Annotated in this window: 12 protein-coding genes; 7 read left to right on the forward strand and 5 right to left on the reverse strand. The window is 68.6% G+C overall.

The window, feature by feature from the left end:
* Positions 1 to 155 precede the first annotated feature (155 nt).
* Positions 156 to 935 (reverse strand): transglycosylase SLT domain-containing protein, encoded by a 780-nt coding sequence (locus ABZY11_RS18175; protein WP_356480076.1) that lies wholly within the window; start codon positions 933 to 935, stop codon positions 156 to 158.
* Between the two features lie 528 nt (positions 936 to 1,463).
* Here ABZY11_RS18175 and ABZY11_RS18180 point away from each other — a divergent pair.
* Together ABZY11_RS18180 and ABZY11_RS18185 are read left to right on the forward strand one after the other, a co-directional pair.
* Complete coding sequence (locus tag ABZY11_RS18180) at positions 1,464 to 2,609, forward strand: GAF domain-containing sensor histidine kinase (RefSeq protein ID WP_356480077.1); 1,146 nt, start codon at positions 1,464 to 1,466, stop codon at positions 2,607 to 2,609.
* Entirely contained in the window at positions 2,602 to 3,246 is a 645-nt protein-coding gene (locus tag ABZY11_RS18185; RefSeq protein ID WP_356480078.1) for a response regulator transcription factor, read from the forward strand. The genes ABZY11_RS18180 and ABZY11_RS18185 overlap by 8 nt, the downstream gene beginning before the upstream one ends.
* A gap of 111 nt (positions 3,247 to 3,357) precedes the next feature.
* Here ABZY11_RS18185 and ABZY11_RS18190 read toward each other — a convergent pair whose 3' ends face one another.
* On the reverse strand, positions 3,358 to 4,143 hold the full coding sequence (locus ABZY11_RS18190; protein ID WP_356480079.1) for a hypothetical protein: 786 nt from the start codon (positions 4,141 to 4,143) through the stop codon (positions 3,358 to 3,360).
* Between the two features lie 143 nt (positions 4,144 to 4,286).
* Between ABZY11_RS18190 and ABZY11_RS18195 the strand changes: the two genes are divergently transcribed.
* The 4 genes from ABZY11_RS18195 to ABZY11_RS18210 all read left to right on the forward strand — a co-directional run bounded on the left by ABZY11_RS18195 (position 4,287) and on the right by ABZY11_RS18210 (position 7,506).
* Positions 4,287 to 5,084 (forward strand): ABC transporter ATP-binding protein, encoded by a 798-nt coding sequence (locus ABZY11_RS18195; protein WP_356480080.1) that lies wholly within the window; start codon positions 4,287 to 4,289, stop codon positions 5,082 to 5,084.
* An 88-nt stretch (positions 5,085 to 5,172) separates the two neighbouring features.
* Positions 5,173 to 5,601, forward strand: a complete 429-nt coding sequence (locus ABZY11_RS18200; RefSeq protein ID WP_356480081.1) for an NfeD family protein — start codon at positions 5,173 to 5,175, stop codon at positions 5,599 to 5,601.
* A 146-nt stretch (positions 5,602 to 5,747) separates the two neighbouring features.
* Positions 5,748 to 6,677, forward strand: a complete 930-nt coding sequence (locus tag ABZY11_RS18205) for an SPFH domain-containing protein (protein WP_356480082.1) — start codon at positions 5,748 to 5,750, stop codon at positions 6,675 to 6,677.
* Positions 6,678 to 6,738: 61 nt separating this feature from the next.
* On the forward strand, positions 6,739 to 7,506 hold the full coding sequence (locus ABZY11_RS18210; RefSeq protein ID WP_356480083.1) for a sulfite exporter TauE/SafE family protein: 768 nt from the start codon (positions 6,739 to 6,741) through the stop codon (positions 7,504 to 7,506).
* 59 nt (positions 7,507 to 7,565) lie between these two features.
* On the opposite strand, the gene ABZY11_RS18215 is transcribed toward ABZY11_RS18210, so the two are convergent.
* The 3 genes from ABZY11_RS18215 to ABZY11_RS18225 form a co-directional block, all read right to left on the reverse strand.
* Positions 7,566 to 8,072 carry an HNH endonuclease gene (locus ABZY11_RS18215; protein ID WP_356480084.1) on the reverse strand — a complete coding sequence of 169 codons (507 nt, stop codon included), beginning with the start codon at positions 8,070 to 8,072 and terminating at the stop codon, positions 7,566 to 7,568.
* 158 nt (positions 8,073 to 8,230) lie between these two features.
* Positions 8,231 to 8,761: a YbhB/YbcL family Raf kinase inhibitor-like protein gene (locus ABZY11_RS18220; protein WP_356480085.1), complete on the reverse strand. Its 531-nt coding sequence runs from the start codon at positions 8,759 to 8,761 to the stop codon at positions 8,231 to 8,233.
* Positions 8,762 to 8,813: 52 nt separating this feature from the next.
* Positions 8,814 to 9,596: a sporulation protein gene (locus ABZY11_RS18225; protein WP_356480086.1), complete on the reverse strand. Its 783-nt coding sequence runs from the start codon at positions 9,594 to 9,596 to the stop codon at positions 8,814 to 8,816.
* Between the two features lie 73 nt (positions 9,597 to 9,669).
* Here ABZY11_RS18225 and ABZY11_RS18230 point away from each other — a divergent pair, with 73 nt between their 5' ends.
* Positions 9,670 to 10,311, forward strand: coding sequence for a DNA-3-methyladenine glycosylase (locus ABZY11_RS18230; protein ID WP_356480087.1), 642 nt, complete (start codon positions 9,670 to 9,672; stop codon positions 10,309 to 10,311).
* Positions 10,312 to 11,024 lie beyond the last annotated feature (713 nt).

Below are 11,024 nucleotides of genomic sequence, written 5' to 3' on the forward strand. Positions count from 1 at the left end.
GCGGCGTGCCGGGGGCGCCCCCCCTGCCCCCCCCCCCCCCCCGGCTGCACAGCCCAACGTCCCGCGGCCCCCCCCCCCCCACGCCCCCCGGGCGGCACCCCGCGCGGGGTGCCGCCCTTCGGCATGGGTCGCGGTCCGGCGCTGCGCGGTGCCGGTCAGTACGCGCTGTTGACGTTGTCGATCGAGCCGTACTTGTCGGCCGCGTAGTTGGCCGCGGCCGTGATGTTGGCGACCGGGTCGTAGATGTTCCACGAGGTACCGGGGACGTGGTACGCGTTGAACGTCGGCTGGATGACCTGGAGCAGGCCGCAGGACGGGGTGCCGTTCTGGGCGTTGATGTCCCAGCCGTTGACCGCGTTCGGGTTACCGGTCGACTCGCGCATGATGTTGCGGTGCAGACCGTCGTACGAGCCGGGGATGCCGTGGGCCCGCATGGTGTCCAGGGCCTGGTTGATCCAGCCGTCCAGGTTGTTGGCGTAGACCGGGGTACGGGCCTCGGAGCGGCTGGCCGCCTGCGTCTCGGTGCGCTTCGCGGCCACGGCCTCGGCCTTCACCTTGGCGGCGGCCTTGGCCTTCGCCTCGGCCTGAGCCCTGACCTTGGCGGCCTTGGCGGCCTTGACCTTGGCAGCCTTGGCCTTCGCGGCGGCGGCCTTCTTGGCCTTGGCGAGGTCTGCGGCCTTCACCAGCTTCTCGGCGGTCGAGTGCTGCTCGATGATGCTGGCCTGCACGGCCTTGGCCTGCGGAGTACCGGCGACCGACGCGAAGACCACGGGGGCGGCGGACACGGGGGCCGCGGCCTCGGGCTTGGGGTCGGCGTTCGCGGGGACGAGCGAGAACGAGAGCGCGGCGACGGCCATGGCGGAGATACCCGCGACGGAGAGCTTCTGGGTCTTGTTCAGGCGACGACGGCGGCCGGGGATGCTGGACACGGACATGCAGACATACCTCTTCGAATCGCGGGAGTCCTCACGGAGGACGAAGACGGGAAGCGGCGTTCTCGCATCTCCGTCGGGGACGAGTGCAATTCTTAGCGCCCGCAAAATCCGGTGGCAAAGGTGTGACGTACGAACCCCGGTAGTGGACCGGGGCACCGCTCGAACGTGTCGGACCGCGCTCATAACCATTGATGTGGCGCTTATGTGTCCACTAGCAGGCTTCGTAAGTGACGTGGGTCCTATGTGCGGCCTCACATCGGGCGGGTAACAACCTCACCAACCGTTGCTCCAGCAATTCGGAGTGTGAGATTCCGTCTCTGGGGCGGGCGCTCGGCGCGGTCGCCGCTCCCAGGTACAGGCCGCGACCGCACACAGGCCGCCTTCTGTACGCGGGCCGCTGCTGCGCGCGGGCCGCTCCTCGTACATGGGCGGACGGAGTGCATGGGCGTACGGACCTAGTCCCTGCGCCCTATCCGAAGCCGTCCACAGGCCGATACGGCGTTCGAACCCCGCCGGTACGGTGAGGCCATGAGCCATCGCCCACCGTCGGGTCTCGCAGCAGTGAGCGCCGCGCTGCTCGCCATGAGCCGGCATCTCGAAATGCGTGACGTCCTGAAGACGATCGTCGCCTCGGCCCGCGAGCTGCTGGACGCCGAGTACGCAGCCCTGGGCGTCCCCGACGACCACGGCGGCTTCGCGCAGTTCGTCGTCGACGGCGTCAGCGACGAGCAGTGGAAGGCCATCGGTCCGCTGCCCCGGCAGCACGGCATCCTTGCCGCGATGCTCCACGAGGCGAAGCTCGAGCGCCTCGCGGACGTCCGCAAGGACCCCCGCTTCGAGGGCTGGCCCGCCGCCCACCCCGACATGTCCGACTTCCTGGGCCTGCCCGTCCGGGACGGCGACGAGATCATCGGCGCGCTCTACCTCGCCAACAAGCGCTGCCCCAAACCCGAAGGCAGCTGCGGCTTCACCGCCGAGGACGAGGAACTGCTGGCCATCCTCGCCCAGCACGCGGCGATCGCCCTCACCAACGCCCGGCTCTACGAACGCAGCCGGGAGCTCACCATCGCCGAGGAGCGCTCCCGGCTCGCCCACGAGCTGCACGACGCGGTGAGCCAGAAACTCTTCTCGCTGCGGCTGACGGCCCAGGCGGCCACCGCCCTGGTGGACCGCGACCCGGCCCGAGCCAAGGGCGAACTCCAGCAGGTGGCCGCGCTCGCCGCGGAAGCCGTGGACGAACTGCGCGCCGCCGTCGTCGAGCTGCGCCCCGCCGCGCTCGACGAGGACGGTCTCGTCGCCACGCTCCGTACCCAGATCCAGGTCCTGGACCGGGCCCACACGGCCCGGGTCACCTTCGAGAGCCGGGGCATACGGGCCCTGCCCGCCGCCCAGGAGGAGGCGCTGCTCCGGGTCTCCCAGGAAGCCCTGCACAACGCACTGCGTCACTCCGGTGCGGACCATGTCGACGTCACGCTGGCCCGGCACGGCAGCGGCACGCTGCTGCGGATCATCGACGACGGCAGCGGCTTCGAACCGGCGGCGACCCGGCAGGCGGGCCGGCATCTGGGCCTGGTGTCGATGCGGGACCGCGCGAACGGCGTCGGCGGAAGGCTCACCGTTGAATCGGCGCCCGGCAAGGGCACCACGATCGAGATGGAGGTGCCCGGTGGCTGACAACATCATCAGGGTGCTGCTGGTCGACGACCACCAGGTGGTCCGGCGCGGGCTGCGTACGTTCCTGGAGGTCCAGGACGACATAGAGGTGGTCGGCGAGGCGGCCGACGGCGCCGAGGGGGTGGCCAGGACCGAGGAGCTCCGCCCCGACGTCGTGCTGATGGACATCAAGATGCCGGGCACCGACGGTATCGAGGCGCTGCGCAGGCTGCGTGAGCTGGAGAACCCGGCCAAGGTCCTCATCGTCACCAGCTTCACCGAGCAGTGCACCGTGGTCCCCGCTCTGCGCGCCGGAGCCTCCGGTTACGTGTACAAGGACGTCGACCCGGACGCCCTGGCCGGCGCCATCCGCTCGGTGCACGCGGGCCACGTCCTGCTCCAGCCGGAGGTCGCCGGAGCCCTGCTAGCCCAGGAGGACTCGGGCAGCGGTACGGGCCGGGGGAGCACGCTCACCGAACGGGAACGGGAGGTGCTGGGCCTGATCGCCGACGGCCGCTCCAACCGCGAGATCGCGCGAGCGCTGGTCCTCTCCGAGAAGACCGTCAAGACACACGTCTCGAACATCCTGATGAAGCTGGATCTCTCGGACCGGACCCAGGCGGCCCTCTGGGCCGTCCGGCACGGAGCGGCGGGCTGACCGACGCCACGGTCGTACGTCGGCCGACCGGCCCACGGTCCTACCTCGCCGGACGGGCGCATCGAGCCCGTCCGGCGACAGCCGGAGCCCGCGCGGCCACCCGGCCAAGTCCTACCGTTCCCGCTCGCGCTCCTCCACATACGCGTTGTACGCGGCGACCTGCGCCCGCCGGGCGACCCGCTCCACCGGCCGCAGCGCCTCACCCCGGGCCGCGATCTCCGAAGCGCTCACCGCCCCGCCGTGCCCGTTCTCGTACGCCACCGAGATCAGCAGCGCCACCCGCTGCGCCAGTTCGAGCACCCGTACCGCCCGCGGCGGGTATCCCGGGGCCAGCACCTCGCGCCCCCGCTCCGCCCGCGCCCGGTACGCGTCCACCGCCGCCTCGGCCACCGGCCCCGAACCGGCCACATCCAACCGCGAGAGCACCGCCGTCGCGTCCCGCAACGCCTCGGCGAGCTCCCGCTCCGCCTCGCCCAGCGACGGCACATCGGCCGGCGGCGCCTCCCGTACAGGCAGACAACGCCACACCACCTCGACGTGCAGATCCCCTTCCGGCCCCACCTCACGCACCTCGGGAACCAGCCCGTACGGCGCACCGAAGGCCACCACCGCCTCCTCGGCCTCCAACGCCCGCGCGTTGAAGTCCGGCGGACCGCTCAGCCCCAGCGGATGCCCGGGCGCCGGCAACGCCACCCGAAAACCCGTCACCCCCAGACCCCGCAACCGCCCGAGCGCCAGCGTGAGCCCGACCGGCCCCACCTCGCCCGGCAGTCCCTCGACGCGGTGCACCGCGTCCTCCCCGACAATGGCGAGCACCGCCTCGTCCGGCGACACCAGTCCCGCCAGAAGCGCGTTTCCCCAAGCGGCCAACAGCCCTGAGCGTGGTTCCGAAAGCATGGGGCACAGCCTAGGGAACCGGCCAGGGGCCCGTCGTCACGCGGGCCCAGCGCCGGGAGCACTCGCGCGGTGGCGTAGATTTCCCTGGGAGCTGTGCCCACAGGCACCGACGATCTCGACACTGCATGGGGAGACAACGCGCCATGAGCGATGTACTGGAGCTGGTGGACGTATCCGTGGTCCGCGACGGACGCGCTCTGGTGGACGACGTCTCCTGGTCGGTCAAGGAGGGGGAGCGCTGGGTCATCCTCGGCCCGAACGGCGCGGGCAAGACCACCCTCCTCAACATCGCTTCCAGCTACCTCTTCCCGAGCACCGGCACCGCCAAGATCCTCGGTGAGCGGCTCGGCGGCGTCGGCACCGATGTCTTCGAGCTCCGCCCCCGCATCGGCATCGCGGGCGTCGCCATGGCCGAGAAGCTGCCCCGGCGCCAGACCGTGCTGCAGACCGTGCTCACCGCCGCGTACGGCATGACCGCCACCTGGCACGAGAACTACGAGGCCGTCGACGAGGAGCGCGCCCGCGCCTTTCTCGACCGGCTCGGCATGACCGAGTACCTCGACCGCAAGTTCGGCACCCTGTCCGAGGGCGAGCGCAAGCGCACCCTGATCGCCCGCGCCATGATGACCGACCCCGAACTGCTGCTCCTCGACGAGCCGGCGGCGGGACTCGACCTCGGCGGCCGCGAGGACCTGGTCCGCCGCCTCGGCCGACTGGCCCGCGACCCGTACGCCCCCTCCATGATCATGGTCACCCACCATGTCGAGGAGATCGCGCCCGGATTCACCCACGTCCTGATGATCCGCCAGGGCAAGGTGCTCGCCGCAGGCCCCATGGAGACCGAACTCAGCTCCCGCAACCTCTCCCTCTGCTTCGGACTCCCGCTCGTCGTCGAGCACAACAACGACCGCTACACGGCCCACGGACTGCCGCTCTCGTAGACGCGGCCGTACGGTCGCCGGGCACAACGGGCGCAGTGGCCCGCTTGCGCCCTGTCCGCGAGGGCGTTCGCGGTTCTACCATGACCACGTGGACATCGACGCGTGGGTGTGGTGGCTGATCGGCGCGGTGGGACTGGGCATCCCACTCGTCATGACTGCGATGCCCGAGTTCGGCATGTTCGCCGTCGGAGCGGTCGCCGCGGCAGTTGTCGCGGCACTCGGCGGCGGCATCGTGGCCCAGGTGCTGGTATTCGTCGGGGTCTCCGTGGCACTCATCGCCGTGGTCCGCCCGATCGCCGCCAGACACCGCGCCGACCGGCCCCAACTCGCCACCGGCATCGATGCGCTGAAGGGCCGTCAGGCCGTCGTCCTGGAACGGGTGGACGGCAGCGGCGGCCGGATCAAACTGGCCGGGGAGATCTGGTCCGCCCGCGCACTCGACGAGGGCCAGAGCTTCGATCCGGGCCAACAGGTCGATGTCGTCGACATCGACGGAGCCACGGCAGTCGTCATGTGACCGAACCACCCACAAGACAGAGCGAGTTCTGTCAGACTCGATGTCGATCATCATGAGATCGGGGCCGGCCCGACATCCGGCCCCTCCCGCGAACTCGACCTCGATCATCGCGATCCGTCGGCAACCGAAGGGCAACGAGGAACACGATGCAACCGATCATCATCGTCCTGATCATTCTGGTGGTGCTCGTCTTCATCGCCCTGATCAAGACGATCCAGGTCATCCCGCAGGCCAGCGCCGCCATCGTGGAGCGCTTCGGCCGCTACACCCGCACGCTCAACGCAGGCCTGAACATCGTCGTTCCATTCATCGACTCCATCCGTAACCGCATCGACCTCCGTGAACAGGTCGTGCCGTTCCCGCCCCAGCCGGTGATCACCCAGGACAACCTGGTCGTCAACATCGACACCGTCATCTACTACCAGGTGACCGACGCCCGGGCCGCGACCTACGAAGTCGCCAGCTACATCCAGGCGATCGAGCAGCTCACCGTCACCACCCTCCGCAACATCATCGGTGGCATGGACCTGGAGCGGACCCTGACCTCCCGCGAGGAGATCAACGCGGCCCTGCGCGGAGTCCTCGACGAGGCCACCGGCAAGTGGGGCATCCGGGTCAACCGCGTCGAGCTCAAGGCGATCGAACCGCCCACCTCCATCCAGGACTCGATGGAGAAGCAGATGCGCGCCGACCGTGACAAGCGCGCCGCGATCCTCCAGGCCGAAGGTACGCGCCAGTCCGCGATCCTCACCGCGGAGGGCGAGAAGCAGTCCGCGATCCTGCGCGCCGAGGGTGAGGCCAAGGCCTCGGCCCTGCGCGCCGAGGGCGAGGCCCAGGCGATCCGTACGGTCTTCGAGTCCATCCACGCCGGCGACCCGGACCAGAAGCTCCTCTCGTACCAGTACCTCCAGATGCTCCCGAAGATCGCCGAAGGCGACGCCAACAAGCTCTGGATCGTGCCCAGCGAGATCGGCGACGCCCTCAAGGGCCTCAGCGGCGCCTTCGGCAACCTCGGCAGCGGTGCCCCTGGGTTCGACACGGGCAAGGAACGCCGGGAACAGCCCCCGGTCGACTGACGCGTACACGCCCCGTGCATGATCAGTGCACCAAGCACCGATCACGCACGGGGGATTCGCAATGAACATCTGGGAGATGCTCGCCGTCTTCGTCGCGGGCATCAGCGCGGGCGCGATCAACACGATCGTCGGCTCGGGAACGCTGATCACCTTCCCCGTGCTGCTCGCCACCGGCCTGCCCCCGGTCACGGCCACCGTCTCCAACGCCCTCGGCCTGATCCCCGGTTCCGTCAGCGGCGCCATCGGCTACCGCAAGGAACTCGAAGGACAGGGCCGCCGGGTACGCAAGCTCGCCGTCGGCGCCCTCATCGGTGGCCTCACCGGCGCCACCCTCCTGCTGGCCCTGCCCTCCACGGCCTTCGAGACCATCGTGCCGATCCTGGTGGCCCTGGCCCTCGTTCTGGTCATCCTGCAACCACGCATCAGCAAAGCGGTCCAGCGCCGGCGCGAACACAGCGGCACCCACGCCCGCCCCGACGGCGGACCGCTCCTGTTCGTCGGACTGATGCTCGCCAGCGTCTACGGCGGCTACTTCACCGCCGCCCAGGGGATCATCTACCTCTCCCTGATGGGCATGCTGCTCGACGACACCATGCAGCGCCTCAACGCCGTCAAGAACGTCCTGGCCGCCGTCGTCAACAGCATTGCCGCGCTCTTCTTCCTCTTCGTCGCGGACTTCGACTGGACGGCCGTCGTACTGATCGCGGTCGGCTCCGCGCTGGGTGGGCAGATCGGCGCCAAGGTCGGTCGCCGCCTCAGCCCCACCGTCCTGCGCGTCCTCATCGTCGCGGTCGGCACGGTCGCCATCGTCCAGCTGCTGCTCCGCTGACACACGGAAGCCCGTCCCCCACGGAGACGGGCTTCACTACGACGAAACGCGCACGCCGACTACGCCGCGGCACGGTCCAGCCACTCCGGCAGCGCCGACCGCTCACCGGACCCCAGCGCCAGCAGCATCGCCTGCGCGGGAGACGGTACGAACGGCTGACGCAGCAGCGGCATCCCCGCCTGCTCCGGCGTCCGGGCCGCCTTGCGGTGATTGTCCTCGGCACAGGACGCCACCGTGTTGAGCCAGGTGTCCTGGCCCCCCTGGGCGCGCGGCACGACATGGTCGACGGTGCTCGCCCGCCGCCCGCAGTACGCGCACCGGTGCTGGTCCCGTATCAGCACACCCCTCCGGGACCACGGGGCATGTCTTCGGAACGGCACCCGTACGTACCGGCAGAGCCTGATCACCCGGGGCACCGGAATGTCCACGGCGGCGCCACGCATACGGAGATCGGGATGCGACTGCTCGACGACCGCCTTGTCCTGCAGAATCAGCACCACCGCACGATTCAGCGTCACCGTCGACAGCGGCTCGAAGCTCGCGTTCAGTACCAGCGTGTCCCGCATCTCGCCCACCTCCCGTGTGCCGCCCGCCCCCTGGCAGGCCCGGATCAACTCTGACCGGGCAGGCCGTGATGGACAACGCAATAAAAAAATGCCCTGCCCTGATCTCTCCAGGACCAGGGCAGGGCAAACAGCAGGGGAACTCTCGGCTGCACGGGATCCTAGGCGGGACCCGTGTACTCACCGATCAGCTGAGCACGGCCCAGCGTGTGGAAGCGCAGATTGAACCCGACGACCGCGGGCGACGCATCGCTGTCGACACCCAGCTTCTCGGTGTCGACCGCGTACACGGTGAACACGTAGCGGTGGTTCTCCCCGGTCGGCGGCGCGGCACCGCCGAACTCCTTCGACCCGTAGTCGTTACGGACCTGCACGGCACCGGCGGGCAGTCCCTCGAACCTCCCGCTGCCAGCACCGGCCGGCAGCTCGGTGACCGAGGCCGGGATGTCGAAGACCACCCAGTGCCAGAATCCGCTGCCGGTAGGAGCATCGGGGTCGAAGCAGGTCACGGCGAAACTCTTCGTCCGCTCCGGGAATCCCTCCCACCGCAGCTGCGGCGAGGTGTTCCCGGCCGCGAACACCTGAGCGTCCGCCAGTACGGCGCCGGGGGCGAGATCTTCGCTCACCACCGTGAACGACGGCACCTCCGGATGGAAGTCGTGCGGCAGCGGCGCCCTTTTCGGCTCGGTCACGTCAGCACCTCTCCTGATCGCTCTCCTGCTGTCAGCAGGCCTCCCACCGACCCTAGAGCCAGTTGCGCTGACTGCCGACCTGCGCCAGCCACTGATTGAGGTACGCCGCCCAGTCGGTCCCCTGGAAGTCGTTCAGCCCGACCTTGAACGCGCGGTACGAGTCGCTGCCCTCGCTGAAGAGCCCCGGCTTCTTGTCCATCTCCAGGACGACATCCATCTCACGGTCGTCCGCGACGAACGTCAGCTCCACCTGGTTCAGCCCGCGGTACTGCTGCGGCGGGAAGAACTCGATCTCCTGGTAGAACGGCAGCCGCTGACGCGTTCCGCGGATGTGACCGCGCTCCATGTCCGCGCTGCGGAAGCCGAAGCCGAGCTGCCCGAAGGCGTCGAGAATGGCCTGCTGCGCCGGCAGCGGGTGCACATTGATCTGGTCCAGGTCGCCCGAGTCCAGCGCCCGCGCGATCTCCAGCTCCGTGGTCACGCCGATGTGCATGCCGTGCAGATGCTGACCGGCGAACATCGTGATCGGCGTCTCCCACGGAATTTCGAGCCCGAAGGGTACGACGTGCACGGCACCGGCCCGCACCTCGAACGCGCCACCGAGCCGCAGCTTGGTGAACTCGATGTCCTGCTTGGTCTCCGTGTCCTGGCCCTCGACCTCGACCCGGGCCTGCAGACCCACGGAGAGTCCCTCGATCTGCTGATCCACGGAGCCGCCCTGGATCCGCACCTCGCCCTGGACGACCCCGCCCGGTACGACGTTGAGCTCGGAAAGCTCGGTCTCCACCGAAGCGCCACCGGCACCCATGCTCGCGAGCAGCCGCTTGAAGCCCATGTTTACTCCTCCTTGGTCCTGACCCCTACATACGTGCCACGACCGTAGTCGGTTCCCGGTACCCTCGACCGCCATGATCGAGGGCTTGGACCGTACGCCGCTGACACGCGACTTCTTCGACCGCCCCGTGCTGGACGTGGCACCCGACCTCCTGGGCCGGACCCTGGTGCGTGCCACACCGGACGGACCCATCGAGCTCCGCCTCACCGAGGTGGAGGCGTATGCCGGCGAGATCGATCCCGGATCGCACGCCTTCAGAGGCCGTACCGCACGCAACAGCGTCATGTTCGGACCGCCCGGCCATGCGTACGTCTACTTCACCTACGGAATGTGGCACTGCCTCAACCTGGTGTGCGGCCCCGAGGGCAGGGCGAGCGGGGTCCTGCTCCGGGCCGGCGACATCCGGGTCGGCGCCGAGCTCACTCGCAAACGTCGAAACTCGGCCCGTAATGACAAGGAACTGGCCAAAGGCCCGGCCCGCCTGGCCACCGCCCTCGATGTCGACCGCGCACTGAACGGCACCGACGCCATCGCCCACCCCGGCGCCTCGCTGTCCGTACTGCACGGCACCCCACCACCGCGTGACCAGGTACGCAACGGCCCGCGCACCGGAGTGGGCGGCGACGGAGCCACACATCCCTGGCGCTTCTGGATCGACGGGGACCCCACGGTGAGCCCGTACAGGGCTCATGTTCCGCGCCGCCGCGCAACTTGACTCGCCCTTGAGGGCCACCTAATGTAGCCCGAGCCGCTTGAAACGGGTACCGCTGTCGGTACGGTCCATCGGACCGCATCCGAGCAACCCGGAGCAGCCAACCACTACCTACGAAATCACCCTGGCGGGTGCGGATTCGGCATGCCGTAATTCAATCCCTCCGACTCGATTATGAGTCGCCAAGGAAATCGGTTAATGTAGTGGACATGCCGAAAGGCAAGGCCCCTCCAAGGCCACCGGAATTCAAATTCGAACCGGAAACGGAACGAAAAAGAGTCTGGTAAGGTTGGAATCGCTGGAAAGGGAAACGCGAAAGCGAAGAACTGGAAGGCGGTGCAGGACCCGCTTCGACCGGGAAATCGGACACGAAAGAGTCTGATAGAGTCGGAAACGCAAGACCGAAGGGAAAAGCCCGGAGGAAAGCCCGAGAGGGTGAGTACAAAGGAAGCGTCCGTTCCTTGAGAACTCAACAGCGTGCCAAAAGTCAACGCCAGATATGTTGATACCCCGGCCTGCTTCGGCAGGTTGGAGGTTCCTTTGAAAGTCCCGCGGGGTCACTGACCCGGTGGGCAATTTACACAGCGAGGACGCTGTGAACGACCGGTCTTATTCCGTCCGGTCGTTCCGCTCTCGTGTTGTGTTGTCCCGATCACGGGAAAACATTCACGGAGAGTTTGATCCTGGCTCAGGACGAACGCTGGCGGCGTGCTTAA

The sequence above is a fragment of the Streptomyces sp. NPDC006510 genome (genome assembly GCF_040611955.1).
In the GTDB taxonomy this organism is placed as follows: Bacteria; Actinomycetota; Actinomycetes; order Streptomycetales; family Streptomycetaceae; genus Streptomyces.

Excerpts from the sequence above, each read along its gene's own strand:
- ABZY11_RS18175 (WP_356480076.1), bottom strand. The coding sequence starts at position 935 with ATGTCCGTGTCCAGCATCCCCGGCCGCCGTCGTCGCCTGAACAAGACC.
- ABZY11_RS18180 (WP_356480077.1), top strand. The coding sequence starts at position 1,464 with ATGAGCCATCGCCCACCGTCGGGTCTCGCAGCAGTGAGCGCCGCGCTG.
- ABZY11_RS18190 (WP_356480079.1), bottom strand. The coding sequence starts at position 4,143 with ATGCTTTCGGAACCACGCTCAGGGCTGTTGGCCGCTTGGGGAAACGCG.
- ABZY11_RS18195 (WP_356480080.1), top strand. The coding sequence starts at position 4,287 with ATGAGCGATGTACTGGAGCTGGTGGACGTATCCGTGGTCCGCGACGGA.
- ABZY11_RS18205 (WP_356480082.1), top strand. The coding sequence starts at position 5,748 with ATGCAACCGATCATCATCGTCCTGATCATTCTGGTGGTGCTCGTCTTC.
- ABZY11_RS18210 (WP_356480083.1), top strand. The coding sequence starts at position 6,739 with ATGAACATCTGGGAGATGCTCGCCGTCTTCGTCGCGGGCATCAGCGCG.
- ABZY11_RS18215 (WP_356480084.1), bottom strand. The coding sequence starts at position 8,072 with ATGCGGGACACGCTGGTACTGAACGCGAGCTTCGAGCCGCTGTCGACG.
- ABZY11_RS18225 (WP_356480086.1), bottom strand. The coding sequence starts at position 9,596 with ATGGGCTTCAAGCGGCTGCTCGCGAGCATGGGTGCCGGTGGCGCTTCG.
- ABZY11_RS18230 (WP_356480087.1), top strand. The coding sequence starts at position 9,670 with ATGATCGAGGGCTTGGACCGTACGCCGCTGACACGCGACTTCTTCGAC.